Annotated in this window: 15 protein-coding genes; 12 read left to right on the top strand and 3 right to left on the bottom strand. The window is 65.6% G+C overall.

The window, feature by feature from the left end:
• The first annotated feature begins 28 nt into the window (after nucleotides 1-28).
• Together P8T11_RS05240 and P8T11_RS05235 are read left to right on the top strand one after the other, a co-directional pair.
• Nucleotides 29-2,551, top strand: a complete 2,523-nt coding sequence (locus P8T11_RS05240) for a cbb3-type cytochrome c oxidase subunit I (RefSeq protein ID WP_268082445.1) — start codon at nucleotides 29-31, stop codon at nucleotides 2,549-2,551.
• Between the two features lie 4 nt (nucleotides 2,552-2,555).
• Nucleotides 2,556-2,966, top strand: a complete 411-nt coding sequence (locus tag P8T11_RS05235) for a hypothetical protein (protein WP_268077930.1) — start codon at nucleotides 2,556-2,558, stop codon at nucleotides 2,964-2,966.
• 35 nt (nucleotides 2,967-3,001) lie between these two features.
• On the opposite strand, the gene P8T11_RS05230 is transcribed toward P8T11_RS05235, so the two are convergent.
• The 3 genes from P8T11_RS05230 to P8T11_RS05220 form a co-directional block, all read right to left on the bottom strand.
• A complete protein-coding gene (locus P8T11_RS05230) occupies nucleotides 3,002-3,625 on the bottom strand; it encodes a DUF4142 domain-containing protein (protein WP_268077931.1) in 624 nt (207 codons plus the stop codon).
• 106 nt (nucleotides 3,626-3,731) lie between these two features.
• On the bottom strand, nucleotides 3,732-4,271 hold the full coding sequence (locus P8T11_RS05225) for a DUF421 domain-containing protein (protein ID WP_268077932.1): 540 nt from the start codon (nucleotides 4,269-4,271) through the stop codon (nucleotides 3,732-3,734).
• Nucleotides 4,272-4,372: 101 nt separating this feature from the next.
• Nucleotides 4,373-5,104, bottom strand: coding sequence for a GntR family transcriptional regulator (locus P8T11_RS05220; RefSeq protein WP_268077933.1), 732 nt, complete (start codon nucleotides 5,102-5,104; stop codon nucleotides 4,373-4,375).
• 216 nt (nucleotides 5,105-5,320) lie between these two features.
• Between P8T11_RS05220 and P8T11_RS05215 the strand changes: the two genes are divergently transcribed.
• The 10 genes from P8T11_RS05215 (at nucleotide 5,321) to P8T11_RS05170 (ending at nucleotide 14,285) form a co-directional block, all read left to right on the top strand.
• Nucleotides 5,321-6,214, top strand: coding sequence for a fumarylacetoacetate hydrolase family protein (locus P8T11_RS05215; RefSeq protein WP_268077934.1), 894 nt, complete (start codon nucleotides 5,321-5,323; stop codon nucleotides 6,212-6,214).
• A complete protein-coding gene (locus P8T11_RS05210; RefSeq protein ID WP_268077935.1) occupies nucleotides 6,207-7,205 on the top strand; it encodes an ornithine cyclodeaminase family protein in 999 nt (332 codons plus the stop codon). The genes P8T11_RS05215 and P8T11_RS05210 overlap by 8 nt, the downstream gene beginning before the upstream one ends.
• A 73-nt stretch (nucleotides 7,206-7,278) precedes the next feature.
• On the top strand, nucleotides 7,279-8,379 hold the full coding sequence (locus P8T11_RS05205) for a cupin domain-containing protein (RefSeq protein ID WP_268077936.1): 1,101 nt from the start codon (nucleotides 7,279-7,281) through the stop codon (nucleotides 8,377-8,379).
• 41 nt (nucleotides 8,380-8,420) lie between these two features.
• Nucleotides 8,421-8,912, top strand: a complete 492-nt coding sequence (locus P8T11_RS05200) for an aromatic-ring-hydroxylating dioxygenase subunit beta (protein ID WP_268077937.1) — start codon at nucleotides 8,421-8,423, stop codon at nucleotides 8,910-8,912.
• 20 nt (nucleotides 8,913-8,932) lie between these two features.
• A complete protein-coding gene (locus tag P8T11_RS05195; RefSeq protein WP_268077938.1) occupies nucleotides 8,933-10,201 on the top strand; it encodes an aromatic ring-hydroxylating dioxygenase subunit alpha in 1,269 nt (422 codons plus the stop codon).
• Between the two features lie 2 nt (nucleotides 10,202-10,203).
• Nucleotides 10,204-10,524, top strand: a complete 321-nt coding sequence (locus P8T11_RS05190) for a non-heme iron oxygenase ferredoxin subunit (RefSeq protein ID WP_127184601.1) — start codon at nucleotides 10,204-10,206, stop codon at nucleotides 10,522-10,524.
• Nucleotides 10,521-11,765 carry an NAD(P)/FAD-dependent oxidoreductase gene (locus tag P8T11_RS05185; protein ID WP_268077939.1) on the top strand — a complete coding sequence of 415 codons (1,245 nt, stop codon included), beginning with the start codon at nucleotides 10,521-10,523 and terminating at the stop codon, nucleotides 11,763-11,765. Before P8T11_RS05190 ends, P8T11_RS05185 begins: the two co-directional genes overlap by 4 nt.
• Nucleotides 11,766-11,767: 2 nt before the next feature.
• On the top strand, nucleotides 11,768-12,322 hold the full coding sequence (locus tag P8T11_RS05180) for a nuclear transport factor 2 family protein (protein WP_268077940.1): 555 nt from the start codon (nucleotides 11,768-11,770) through the stop codon (nucleotides 12,320-12,322).
• A 50-nt stretch (nucleotides 12,323-12,372) separates the two neighbouring features.
• Nucleotides 12,373-13,173, top strand: coding sequence for a 2-oxo-hept-4-ene-1,7-dioate hydratase (gene hpaH / locus P8T11_RS05175; RefSeq protein WP_268077941.1), 801 nt, complete (start codon nucleotides 12,373-12,375; stop codon nucleotides 13,171-13,173).
• A gap of 128 nt (nucleotides 13,174-13,301) precedes the next feature.
• Nucleotides 13,302-14,285 (top strand): Bug family tripartite tricarboxylate transporter substrate binding protein, encoded by a 984-nt coding sequence (locus tag P8T11_RS05170; protein ID WP_268077942.1) that lies wholly within the window; start codon nucleotides 13,302-13,304, stop codon nucleotides 14,283-14,285.
• The last annotated feature ends 31 nt before the right edge of the window (nucleotides 14,286-14,316 follow it).

Genomic DNA, 14,316 nt, shown 5'->3' with positions numbered 1-14,316 from the left:
CACGCCAGCCTTGCCGCAACAGGCCGCGTTGCTGTCGCCCAAGCTGCCCAACCCGGCACCGCGTCCGGACGGGGAATTCGACGAGCTGCTACGGGTGTGGCGCGCGCCAACCGGCTGGCGGTCGCTTACGGTGGTCAACAACACGTCCATCGGGCTGCTTTACATCGCCACGGCCTTTCTGTTCTTTCTGCTGGCCGGCGTGCTGGCGCTGCTGATGCGCACGCAGTTGGCCGCGCCCGACAGCCACTTGATCGGCCACGCGCTCTACAACCAGTTATTCACCATGCACGGCACGGTGATGATGTTTCTGTTCGCCGTGCCAGCCGTGGAAGCCGTGGCCGTGCTGCTGCTGCCCAACATGCTGGGCGCGCGCGACCTGCCGTTTCCCCGTCTGTCGGCCTATGCGTATTGGGCCTATGCGGTAGGCGGGCTGGTGTTCTTTTGCAGCATCTTCGTGGGGCTCGCGCCCGACGGCGGCTGGTTCATGTATCCGCCCCTGACCAGCTCGCAGTTCTCGCCCGCCATGAATGCCGACCTGTGGCTGCTGGGCATCGGCTTCATCGAAATCTCGGCCATTGCCGGCGCCATCGAGCTTGCGGTGGGCATCCTGCGCACCCGCGCGCCCGGCATGACGTTGGACAAGATGCCGATCTTCGCCTGGGTGATGCTGGTGTTCTGCGGCATGGTCATCATCGCGTTTCCCGCCGTCATCGTCGCCACCGCCTTGCTGGAACTGGAGCGCGCTTTCGACATGCCGTTCTTCATCACCCAGCGCGGCGGCGACCCCTTGCTGTGGCAACACCTGTTCTGGTTCTTCGGCCACCCCGAGGTCTACATCATCTTCCTGCCGGCGGCCGGCATGGTGTCCATGATCATTCCGGCCATGACGGGCGTGCCGCTGGTGGGTTACCGCCTGGTGGTAATGGCGGTGGTGGGCACCGCGTTCCTGAGCTTTGGGCTGTGGGTGCATCACATGTTCGCCACCGGCATCCCGGCGTTGTCGCTAAGCTTCGCGTCGGCGGCCAGCATGGCGGTGTCGGTGCCCACCGCCATCCAGGTGTTCGCGTGGATCGCCACCATCGCGGCGGCCGTGCGCCTGCGCCCCTTGAAGTCGCCCATGCTGTTCATTCTTGGCTTCTTCTTCATCTTTGTGCTGGGCGGGCTGACCGGCGTGATGGTGGCTGTCATTCCGTTCGACTTGCAGGCGCACGACACGTACTTCATCGTGGCCCACCTGCACTACGTGCTGTTCGGCGGCATGGTGTTTCCGCTGTTCGCGGCGTTTTATTACTGGACGCCCCTGATCAGCAAGCGCGCCTTGTCCGAACGGCTGGGGCGCTGGGCGTTCTGGCTGATGTTCGTGGGCTTTAACGTGACGTTCTTTCCCATGCATTTCACCGGTCTGGCCGGCATGCCCCGACGCGTCTACACCTATGCCGAAAGCCAGGGCTGGGGGCTGTTGAACATGGTGTCCACGGTGGGTTCCTACCTGATCGCGGCGGGAGTGCTGGTGTTTCTGTGGGACCTGGCGCGCAATTTCCGGCCGGGTAGCGGCCAGGGTGTCGGTAACGTCTGGAACGCGGGCACGCTGGAATGGCTGCCCAACGGCCGCTACGGCTTGCGCAGCATTCCCTTTGTGAGCTCGCGCGAACCCTTGTGGGACCAAGCCGGGCTGGCGCGCGATGTGGCCGAGGGCCGCTACTACCTGCCGTACGCCCCGGCGGGGCAGCGCTCCACGCTGGTGACCAGCGCCACGCAAGCGCAGCCCGACTACGTGTTGCCGCTACCCGGGCCGGGTTGGTCGCCGCTCTTGGCGGCCTTGGGCACCGCGGGGTTTTTCCTGTTGCTGACCTTCAAGATGCATGCGCTGGCGGGCGCTTGCGGGGTGCTGGCCGTGGTGTCGATGTGGCGGTGGCTATGGGACGCGGACACCGGGCCGGACCATCCGCCTGTCGACATCGGGGCAGGGTTGCGGCTGCCCATGGCGTGCTCGGGCATGGCCTCCCATTACGCCTGGGCCATGGTGCTGCTGGTGATCGTCTGCACCAGCATTTTCGGTTCGCTGTGCTTCGCGTATCTGTTCTTGTGGACGACGTCGCCCGAGGTCTGGCCAAGCGCGGCCGACCTTGCCGCGCCCGGTGGCGCCGCGCTGTCGGCCGGTCTGTTGCTGGGAGCCAGTGTGCTGATTGCGTGCTGCGGAAACTGGTTGCGCCACGGGCAGCAGGGCCGTGTTCGGGTCGGCATCTTGCTTGGCGTGGCGCTGTTGATGGCGGCGTCCGCGGTGCAACTGCACGGGCACTGGACCCAGGGCTTACGGCCGCAAGCGTCGGCCTATACGGCGGCGGTTTACGCCATCGCCGGCTTGCAGGGCTGCTTTGCGCTGATCGCCGGCACCATGGGTGTGTTCACCGTGGCGCGCTCGGTGGCGGGCAGGCTGTCTACCACCCGGCGCGCCTGCTACGACACCACCATGATGATGTGGCATTACACCGTTGCGCAGGGTTTGGTGGGCTTGGGGTTGGTACACGCCTTTCCCCGGATGACGGGGTAGCGCCATGAAAAACCTGAAAGCGGTCGAAGCCACAAACACCGGGGACGCCGGAAACACCACGAAGACGAAGAAGACGGCATTCGGCACCGATCTCTTGTTTCTCATCGCCGGCCCGACGATCTGGATGACGCACTTCCTGGCGATCTACATCGTCAATGCCCTGGGCTGCGCGCGGCCGCGCTCTGCGTTGGCGATGTCCGCATTGGGCCTGCCGCTGTCGTCGTGGTTGATACTTGCCGGCACGGCGCTGGCCTTGGCTGCCATGGCCCTTATCGCCGCGCGGCAAGCCAGGAGGGTCAGAGCGCGGGGCCTGGACGGCTTCCACGTCTGGCTGACCGCTGCGCTGTGCTTGCTGTCGGCCTTGGCGGTCATCTGGCAGACCGTGCCGGTCTTTCTGGTGGCGGCCTGCGGCTAGTGCAGGCCGGCCAGCCTTCGCTTGCCGCCAAAAACTTACTTCGGCTTGGCGTTCTTCACGCTTTGTTCCAGCGTCTTCGCCATTTCCAAGTGCTGCCGCAGCGTGGGCAAGGTTTCCGTGGCGAACTGCTTCAACTCGGGGTCCTTGACCTCGTTCGAGGCTTGTTCAAACATCTTCACGGCATCTTCGTGGGCCGACACGCCCACCCCTTCGGCATAGGCCTCGTCAAACCCTTCATCGCGCAGACCCAGCGTCTTCAACTTTGCTTGCTGCATCAAGGACGGATCGGTGGGAACGTCCACGCCCTTGCTCTTGGCCAGGGCGGCCAATTTCTGTCCCGCCTTGCCATGGTCGTCAATCATCTGTTGCGCAAACTTTTTCACTTCAGGGTTCTGGGATTTCTCGAGTGCCATCTTGCTGCCTTCGACTTCCATATGCCCGGACTGCGCGGCATTTTCAATGAAGTCGCGGTCATTGCTGTCCAGCTTGGACTCGGCCGCCATCGGGGCGGCGGGCGCGCCGGTCGTGGCGGGCGTCGTGGGCGAAGCGGGCGCGCCCGTAGAAGGTGTGGTCGGGGCAGTTTGTTGCGCCACGGCGAAATTGCCGGCGCCAAGCACGGACACCGAAAGCAGGGCGGCAGTCAGGGTGCGAGTTTTCATGTACGTCTCCCAAGGGTGGCGCGGTGCGCCGTTGATAACACGTGGATAGCGTTGATCCACCCGTACCCCAGCAATCCGCGTTCCTGCCAAACGTGCACACCCCGGCTCAGCAGGGGTCGTGGTCCTGCTTTTCTTCCAACGTGGAATGGGCCGGCGGGATATCTTCGTCGGCGCTGATGATGCTGAATTCACCCGTGGATTCCAGGTAAGCGCGTTTCACCTTGGCCAGGTTTCCCACGCCCTTGAGCCGCAACTGTTCCATCAATTCGCCACGGCTGATGTGTTCACTTTTCAGACCGGACACGATGATGCGTCCGTCTCGAACCAGGCAGATGCGTTGGGGCTCCAAAAACCGCCGTAGCGCCGGGAAGCGATACGTCAGGCGGTCCAGCAGGAAGCTCCAGCCCACGATCGTCGTGACCACGATGACGCCGTCGCCCAGCGAATACGAGTCACCCGACATGGCATTGCCGCCTGCGTCGGCCACCAATACCAGCACCAACAGGTCGGCGACTCCCAGTGACCCCAGGTCGCGCCTGCCCGCCAGGCGCAGTAGCGCGTACAGCACCCAGTACATCGTGGTGCCGCGTATGAACATCTCGGCAAACCCGGCCTGGAACGAAAAAATTTCAGCTAGGTCCGGCATCTTGGCAACCTTGGGAAGGTGCCGCGGACATGTGCGGCGTTATTGCAGCCGCAGCAACCGCCGTGCCCGGGCGGCTTCGGACAAGCCCGGCCGTTCTGTCGCTATGCGCTATGGTCGGCCAACAGCGGTTGCGCCGACAGGGTGCCCCGCAGCGATTCCAGCAACACCCGCTTGTTTTCGCGGCTGCGGTAAGCGTGTTCGCGCATCAGGTTTTCAGCGCGCACCGCTTCGCGCCGGGTGATGGCGCGCAACAGGTCTTCGTGGTCGGCCTGCGCCCGCAGCACAAAAGGCGTTTCCAGCAGGGAAGGGGTGGACGGCAGCGTCAGCGCCGCCGGGCCCGCCAACGGCGTCTTGTTGTTGTGTTCCAGCGCGGATAGCAGGGCGCGGTTGCCGGCGGCTTCGCACAGGATTTCGTGAAAGCGGCGGTTGATCTGGCCCCAGGCGCGGGCGTCCACCGTGGTGTTGGGATCGCGGCGCGCGGGCGCCAGCAGCGTGCGTCCTTCTTCCACCGCTTGGGACAGTTGTTCCAGCACCTCGGGCGAGGCGCCGCGTTCAGCCAGCAGCCGCGCCGCCATGCCTTCCAGCACGCCGCGCACATCCACCGCATCACCAATTTCATCCACGGTGAATGCGCGCACGCGGAATCCACGTGACGGCAGGCGTTCCAGCAGGCCTTCTTTTTCCAGTTCGGTCAGCGCAATGCGCAGCGGCGTGCGCGATACGCCCAGGCGGGCCGAAAACTGAAGTTCCACGACCCGTTCACCGGGTTGCAAAGCGCCCGAAAGCACCATGTCCCGAAGTTCGGAAATCACTTTATCGATCTGTGCGGCCATAGCGAGGCGTCGACTGAAACGTGTCTGAAAGGGGTTCCCAGTGTACCTAGAAAATTGCATGCAATCGGTCAATAAAAAATGGTGCTGGTATTGCGATTCATCAAAATTGCATGCAATAATTCGGAAAAACAGCGGTCGGGTGGCAAATAAGCGCCCGAATGCATGCAACGGAATAGTTGGCTGCATGCTTTATGGCCGCATGCACAGGAGACAGGAATGAAGCTCATCAGCTTCTTGGACGCCGGGCGCAACGCCTGGGGCGTCGTCCAAGACACCGACGTCGTGGTGTTGACTCACGTTTGGCCCGACGTCATCGCCGGCTTGGAAGCGGGCGTGGACGAGATTGCCGGCGCGGCCCAGGCCGACGGCATGCCCTGTAGGCCCTTGGCCGGCCTGCAATGGCTGCCCCCCGTGCCCGCGCCGGGCAAGATCCTGTGCGTGGGCTTGAACTATGGGCGGCACGTGGCCGAGGCTGGCCGCGCCGAAGCCGGCCGCGCCGAGGCTGGCCGCGACCTGCCGGCGCACCCGTCCATGTTTGTCCGCTTTGCCGATAGCGTCGTGGGCCATCGCGAACCCGTGTGGAAACCGCGCGCCTCGGACCGCTTTGACTACGAAGGCGAACTGGCGGTGGTGATCGGCCGGGGCGGGCGCCACATTGCGGCGCAAGACGCGCTGTCGCACGTGGCGGGCTACACCTGTATGGCCGAGAACTCGGTGCGCGACTTTCAAAAGCACAACGCGCAGGTCACGCCCGGCAAGAACTTCGAGCGCAGCGGCGCGATCGGCCCGTGGCTGGTGACCGCCGACGAAGTGGGCGACCCGTCCCGCCTGGAAGTCATGTCGCGCCTGAACGGCGAGCTGATGCAGCACGGCCAGGTGTCCGACCTGATCTTTCCCATTCCCGAACTCATTGCCTACATCAGCGCGTTCACTCCGCTGGCGCCGGGCGACATCATCGCCACCGGCACCCCCGAAGGCGTGGGCTCCAGCCGCAAGCCGCCGCGCTTCATGGTGGCGGGCGACACGCTGGAAGTGGACATCCCCGGCATCGGCACGCTGGTCAATACGGTGGCGGACGAACCCGCCCAACAAGGAGACGCGCATGGCTGATGCGCTGCGGTATCTGACGGAACGGGACGTGGTCTCGGTGCTGAACATCCATCGCGCCATCGATGCGCTGCAAGACATGCTGGTGGCGCAGGCGCGCGAAGAAGCGCGCAACCTGCCCAAGACGCTGGCCACCTGGGGCGACGGCAGCTCAATGCATGCATTGGGTTCCGTGCAGACGGGGCCAGCGGGTTACGCCGGTTTCAAGACCTGGGTCCACACCAAGGCGGGCGGCGGGTCGCTGTTCAGCCTGTTTGATGCGGCCACGGGCACGCTGCGCGCCATTATCGAAGCGCGCGCGCTGGGCATGTTGCGCACGGCGGCGATCAGCGGCGTGGCAACGCGCACTTTGGCGCCCGCCGATGCCACCCGCGCCGCGTTGATCGGCACGGGCCCGCAAGCCGTCACGCAACTGGCGGCGCTGGCGGCGGTGCGCCCCTTGCGCCAGGTGCGCGTCTACAGCCCCACGCCGGAAAAGCGCCAGGCATTCGTGGCCAGCGTGGCGGGCAAGTATGACTTCGATATCCAGGCATCCCCCTGTCTGGAACACGCGCTTGCCGACGCCGAGATCGTCACGCTGATCACGCGCGCGGTCGAACCCTTCGTGGACGCGGCCATGCTGGCCGACTGCCGGCACCTGAACGCCGTGGGCGCCATCCTGCCCGCCAAGGCCGAGTTCGCGCAGGACGTGTTCAGCCTGGCCGACCGCGTGGTGGTGGATGACCTGGAAAACGCCCGCAAGGGCTCGCGCGAACTGCGCGAGCAATACGGATCCGACGCCACGCCGTGGCAGGGCGTGTCAGTGCTAGGCCAATTGCTGGCGGCCGGCGAATCACGGCCCGACGACGCCCGGCTGACGATCTTCAAGGGCATGGGCATGGGCCTGTCTGACCTGACGATGGCGCGCGTGGTGTACGAGCACGCACGCGACCACGGGCTGGGGGTGGAGCTGCCGCCGCAGACCCGCGAAAACCTGCTGCTGTCGCAGCCCTGATCCCTGACCCGAGCCCCCCGATACCCATCAACAAGACATTCGGCCAGCGCGCCGCAAGCAAGAGGAGACAAGCATGTTCGTCGACGTCAGCGGGGCCAGCCCCCGCGAACAGAACAAGTGGCCGTCGATCGTGATCCCGAAAGAGGACATCGATCTGGAAATCGCGCGGCTGATCGACGCGCCCCGGCCCGACAACGGCCGCCGCGCCTCGCTCATCACCCACCCCGAGGCCACCGCGCCCGGGCTGGGGCTGGCGCCGGGCACCGACGTGACCATCAACGTCGTCAACCCCGGCGAACGCACCTACAACCTGCGCAAGAACTCCAACATGCTGGAGATCTGTATCAGCGGCGAAGGCGTGGCAACCGTGGCCGGCCGCGACATACGCGTGGGGCATTGGGACGTCTGGAATACCCCCGCCATGCAGGTGCATTCGTACCGCAACGACGGCAAGACGCCGTGGGTGCGCCTGTCGTACTCGAACGCGCCCTTGCTGGAAAAGCTGGAAATCCACTACGTGGAAGAGTTCGACGGCAACGTGCCTCCCGCCGACGCCAACACCAAGCCCGTGCCGCCGCGCGCGCCCGACGCCGCGCGCTCGCGCGACCTGGCGCTGCGCGAACAGATCACGCCCGAGGGCGCGTGGCTGATGGGCTATGAATGGCTGATCGACATTGACGTGCTGGAATCCAAGGCGCTGCACTGGCCCTGGCAAGCGGTGTCGCGCTATCTGCCCACCGTGGAAGACATGGCCCGCGGCTACAACGGCCGCCGCTTGTTCGTGCTGTACAACCCGGCCACCGAACGCCGCATCGGCACCACCCACAGTTTCTTCGCCACCATTTCATCGTCGCCGCCGGACAACCACCACGTGCCGCACCGGCACAGCTCGTCGGCCATCAACTATTACCTGCGCGGCAACGGCTACAGCAAGGTCAACGGCGTGCGGCTGGACTGGAAGGCAGGCGACCTGATCCTGTCCGCACCCGGATGGGCCATGCATTCGCACCATTCCGGCACCGAAACCACGTCCGCGCTGACCGTGCAAGACCACCCGCTGCAAATCGCCATGGAATCGCTGATCTGGCAGGAGCGCATGCAGGAACCCATTCTGGCGCTGGGCAGCCAGAGCGGTTTTGAAAGCAACCGCGCGCAATTGGCGGCCGCGACCTGAAGCAAGCCGCGCCTTCCCACGAAATGAACTCCGGATTCCCCATGACCCTGACCGACCTGACCGACGCCCCGGCCCTGCGCGCGCAACTGCGTGACTTCTACGACGACTACGCCTTTTGCCTGGATGAGGGGCGGCTTGAAGAATGGCCCGACTACTTCACTGAAGACTGCCACTACCGCGTGCTGTCCCGCGAGAACCACGACGCGGGCCTGCCGCTGGGCCTGATCTATTGCATGAACAAGAACATGGTGCGCGACCGGGTGACCGCGCTGCGCGAAACCACCATGTTCGAACCGCGTTCGCTGCGCCACTTCATCAGCGGCGTGCGGGTGATGGAAGTGCAGGGCGACCACATCGTGTCGCAAGCCAACTTCGCCATCATGGAGTCGCTGTCTGATCGCGAGCCCAGCCTGAACATGGTGGGCCGCTACCTGGACGTGCTGCGCGTCACCCCCGACGGCCTGGCCATCAGCCGCCGCGACTGCGTGTACGACAACTACCGCGTGCGCACTTCGCTGATCGTGCCCATCTGAATTTGCTTGAAGGAAAAGCCATGACCTGTTCCGATTCCGCCGTGCTGGACACGCCCGCCACGGCCCCCATTCACCTTGAACGCCGCTGGCCCAAAGAGGGTTACACGCGCATCCCCAACTGGGTCTACACCGACCCCGCCATCTTCCAAAAGGAAATGGACGTGTTCTTCGCGGGCCAGACCTGGAACTACGTGGGCCTGGAATGCGAAGTGCCCGAAACCGGCAGCTACAAGCGCAACTGGATCGGCAACCGCCCGGTCATCATGGTGCGCACCGAAACCGGCGACGTGAACGTGCTGGAAAACCGCTGCGCGCATCGCGGCGCGCAGATCTGCTGGCAGAACACCGGCCGCGTCACGGACTTCACCTGCCCGTATCACCAGTGGAACTACGACCTGCACGGCAACCTGCAAGGCGTGCCGTTCCGGCGCGGCGCCATGGGCAAGGGCGGCATGCCGCGCGACTTCGACCCCAAGCAGAACGGCATCCGCAAACTGCGCAGCGTGAACCGGGGCGGTTCCATCTGGGCCACGTTCTCCGAAGAAGCGCCCAGCTTTGAAGACTATTGCGGCCCCGAAGTGCTGGCCGAAATTGACCACATGCTGCCGGGCAAGCCGCTCAAGCTGTTGGGCTACAGCCGCCAGTTGATTCCCAGCAACTGGAAGATGTACCTGGAAAACCTGAAAGACCCGTACCACGCCACCTTGCTGCACACCTTCTACATCACCTTTGGCCTGTGGCGCGCGGATTCGAAGTCGGAATGCATCCCCACGGGTGGCGGCGCGCACAGCGTCATGGTGTCGCACAACGAGGGCAAGAAGAAATCCGAAGCCACCACGGAAATGAGCCGCTTTCGCGACGACCTGGAATTGCTGGACCTGGAAACCGTGACCCCGCGCGCCGAGTTCAACCGGGGCCGCGTGGGCGGCGCCTGGGTGTTCCCGGCCGCGCAGTTCGGCATCCAGGCCAATTCGCTAAAGACGCGCCATGTCATTCCGCGCAGCCCGACCGAGCACGAACTGGTCTTTACCTACTACGGCTACGAGGACGACGACGAGGAAATGACCCGGCTGCGCTTGAAGCACGCCAACCTGCTGGGCCCGGCCGGCTTCGTGTCGATGGACGACAGCGAAATGCTGAACCAGGTGCAGATCGGCGTCACGGGTTACCCCGAGGCGCGCGGCATTGTGGAAATGGGCGGACGCGACACCGAGCCGGCCGATTACATGGTGACAGAAGTGCTGATCCGGTCGTTCTATGACTACTACCGCAAGGCGATGGGGTTGTAATCATGGACACCTGGAAACCCGTTGCCCTGGTGGCGGACATTTCGCCTGACACCGGCACCCTGCGCGTCGTGCATGAAGGCGAGGCCGTCTGCCTGTACAAGCTGCCCGACGACATCTGCGCCACCCAGGACCGCTGCCCGCACGGCAACGCCAGCCTGGCCGATGGCTACCTGGAAGACGGCACCATCGAATGCCCGCTGCACCAGGGCGTGTTCGACATCCGCACCGGCAAGCCGCAGTGCCCGCCGGTCACGACCGACCTGCGCCGCTACGAGGTGCGGGTCGAGGCCGACACCATCTACCTGAAGGCAGAAGCCGCGTGAACTCGGACGCGATCGTCATCGTGGGCGCGGGGCAGGCGGGCGGCTGGGCCGCCGCCACCCTGCGCGAACGCGGCTACGCCGGCCGCGTGGTGCTGCTGGGCGACGAGCCGCACGCGCCCTATGAACGCCCGCCCTTGAGCAAGGCAGTGCTGGGTGGACACGCCCCCGCCGAAAGCACCGAACTGTTTTCGGCCGAGCGCTTGGCGGCGTTGAACGTCGACTTCCATCCGGGCGTGGCGGTCACGCGCTTGCGCCTGGCCGACAAGCAGGTGGACACCTCCGATGGCGCGTCAATCGCCTACGACAAACTGATTCTGTGCATGGGCGGCCGCCCGGTCGTGCCGCCGTTGCCGGGCATCGACCACGCCGGTGTCTACGTGCTGCGCACCCGCGACGACGCCCTGCGCCTGCGCGCCCAGTTGGGGCCGGACAAGCACGTGCTGATTGTGGGCGGCGGATGGATCGGGCTGGAAGTGGCCGCCACCGCGCGCCAGGCAGGCACCCACGTCACGGTGCTGGAACAGGCGCAGCGGCTATGCGCCCGCAGCGTGCTGCCGGGCGTGTCCGCGTACCTGGCCGCGATGCATGCAACCGCCGGTGTGAACCTCATGCTGGGCGCCAGCCTGCTTGCCGTCCATGCGCAAGAAGACGGGCGGCCCGTGGCCGAGCTGGCCGACGGCACCCGCATCGCGGCGCACGCCGTGGTGCTGGGCGTGGGCCTGCAAGCCAACGACACGCTGGCGCGCGAGGCGGGCATAGCCTGCCAGCGCGGCGTGCTGGTCGATGAGTTTTGCCGCACGTCGGCGCCGGATGTGTATGCCGCGGGCGACGTGGCCGTGTCGGTGCACGCCGACGCCGGCGGCGCGGTGCGTCTGGAATCGTGGCAGAACGCGCAAGACCAGGGCACGGCGGCGGCACTTAGCGCGCTGGGCGAGACGGCCCCGTATCTGCCCACCGGCGCGGTCTGGTCCGAGCAGTACGACGCCATGGTGCAGATTGTGGGCTTTCCCGCGTTGGCGGCCAGCGAAGTGCTGCGCCCGCAGGCCGATGCGCGTGCCTTGCTGTCGGTAGCGCTGGACGCCAGCGGCCGCGTCGTGGCCGGCGTGGCGGTCAATGCCGCGCGCGATTTGCGCCAACTGCGGAAATGGATCGCGCAACGCGCGGTGGTGGACCCGGCGTTGCTACAGCGGCCAGACGTGCCGCTGGCCAACGCCCAAATCGGATCAGGGAGCGCGAGCTAACAATGGAACATCATTCAGCAGCCATGCAGGCCAATCAGTCCATGCAGTCCATGCAGATCAAGGCCGCTTGCGAAGCGGTGGTCTTGACGTTTTTTCATGCGCTGGATACCCGCCGCCATGACGCCGCCGCCGCGCTGATGGCGCCGGAGGGCGTCTGGATGCGCCAAGGCAAACGGCTATGCGGCCCGCAAGAAGTGCTGGCCGCGCTGGACGCCCGGGCGCCCGAGCGCAGCACTTGCCACGTGATCACCAACCTGCGGCTGGAGGCAATCGAGCAAGCGGAAGACCCTGCGAACGAGTCGATGAACGAGCCAACGAACAAGCCGGCGAACAAGCCAACGAACAACCCGGCGGGCGGCCCGACGAGCAACTCGACGAGCAAGCCGGCACGCGCCACGGTCGGCTATTTCCTGACCGCCTACGACAGCGTGCCGCAAGAGCAGGGCGGGGCGCCCCGCCTGGTCTCCATCCGCGAATGCCGCGACGTGCTTGTCGCCACGCCGGAAGGCTGGCGGCTGGCCGACAAAAGCAGCCGCCGCCATTTGCCGCCCGAGTGACGGGCGCCGCCGCCGACACAACACTAAAAAGCACCCCCAAGGAGACATCAATGGACGCCACCACCATAAAAACACTGGCGCTGCGGCTGGACGAGGCCGAGCAGCAACGCACCCAGGTGCGGCAGCTTTCGCTGGACCATCCCGACATCAGCATCGCCGACGCCTACGCCATCCAGCGCGCCTGGGTGGAGCACAAGATCGCGTCGGGCCGCCGCCTGGTGGGCCACAAGATCGGGCTGACCTCGCGCGCCATGCAGTTGTCATCACAGATTGACGAACCCGACTACGGCGCGCTGCTGGACGACATGCTGTTTGCCGACGGCGCCGCGATCCCGCGCGACCGCTTCATCGTGCCGCGCGTCGAAGTGGAGTTGGCCTTCATCCTGGACCGCCCGCTGCGCGGCCCCGGCGTGACGCTCTTCGATGTGCTGGACGCGGTGCGCTACGTAATTCCGGCGCTTGAGATCATCGACGCGCGCTCGCACCAGATCGACCCCGAATCCAAACGCCCGCGCAAGGTGTTCGACACCATCGCCGACAACGCCGCCAACGCGGGCGTGGTGATGGGCGGGCGCCCGGTGCGCGTGGGCGACATGGACCTGCGCTGGGTCGGCGCGATGATGTCGCGCAATGCCGTCATCGAGGAAACCGGCCTGGCCGCGGGCGTGCTGAACCATCCCGCCAACGGCGTTGTGTGGCTGGCCAACAAGCTGGCGGAACACGACGTGGCGCTGGAAGCGGGCCAGATCATTCTTGGCGGCTCGTTCACGCGACCCGTCTTCGCACAGGCCGGCGACACCTTCCACGTGGACTACGGTCCGCTGGGGTCGGTGAGCTGCCGCTTTGTCTGAGGCATCCCCCAAACACTTCCCGCTACACAAAAGGCCCAGATCCCACCCCAACGCTCGCAAAAAAACACGCGCCCGATACATCAAAAACCCAAGCGGGCGCGCACAGACCATCCCCACAGGAGACAAGCATGAAACTTTCCAAGACCTTGATTTGCCTGGCTACCGCCGCCTGTGCAGCCTTGCCATCCGCCACCGTCCTGGCGCAACAAGCCGCCTGGCCCACCCACGCGATCACGCTCGTGGTGCCGTTCGCGGCGGGCGGCGGCGGCGACACACTGGCGCGGCTCGTGGCCGAACCCATCGCGCGTGAACTGGGCCAGTCCATCATCGTGGAAAACCGCCCCGGCGCGGGCGGCAACATCGGCACGTCCATCGTCGCGCGCGCCAATCCGGACGGCTACACGCTGTCATACGGCACTAACGGCACGCAGGCCACCAACCACTGGCTGTATAAATCGCCGGGCTACGCGCCCAGCGACTTCGAGCCGATTTCGCGCTTTACCGTCATCGCCGCGGCCCTGGTCGTGAACGGCACCGACGACCGCTTCAAATCGCTGGACCAACTGCTGACCTACGCCAAATCGCACCCCGGCGAACTGACCTGCGGCTCGGCCGGCAATGGCACGTCGTCGCATCTAGCCTGTGAATTGCTGAACCAGATGGCGGGCATCAAGGTCATGCACATTCCGTACAAGGGCGGCGGCGCGGCCATGACCGACCTGTTGGGCGGACGCATCTCGTTCCTGATCGACGTCATGCCCAACGTGTCCGGCCAGATCGCCGCCGGCAAACTGCGCGCGCTGGCCGTGACCACGCCCGAGCGCGTGGCGTCCAATCCGGACATTCCCACGATGAACGAAGCGGGCGTGAAGGGCTACGAGTTCTTCGCCTGGGACGGCCTGTACGCCCCGAAGGGCACCCCGCCCGACGTGCTGGACAAGCTGAACGCAGCCGTCAACAAGGCGCTGCAACGACCCGACGTGAAGAAGACGCTGGAATCGCGCGGTGCGATCCCGTCGCCCACCACGCGCCAAACGCTGAAGGACTTTGGCGCCGAGGAATACACCCGCCTGGGCAAGGTCGTGAAAACCGCTGGCGCGGCGATTGATTAAAGCGCCAGGACCGCGCGCTGCGTAGGGAAGC

The sequence above is a fragment of the Achromobacter spanius genome (assembly GCF_029637605.1).
GTDB lineage: Bacteria > Pseudomonadota > Gammaproteobacteria > Burkholderiales > Burkholderiaceae_B > Achromobacter > Achromobacter spanius_E.
The sequence above is the reverse complement of the archived record's forward strand: the minus strand, read 5'-3'. Positions and strand labels throughout refer to the sequence as shown.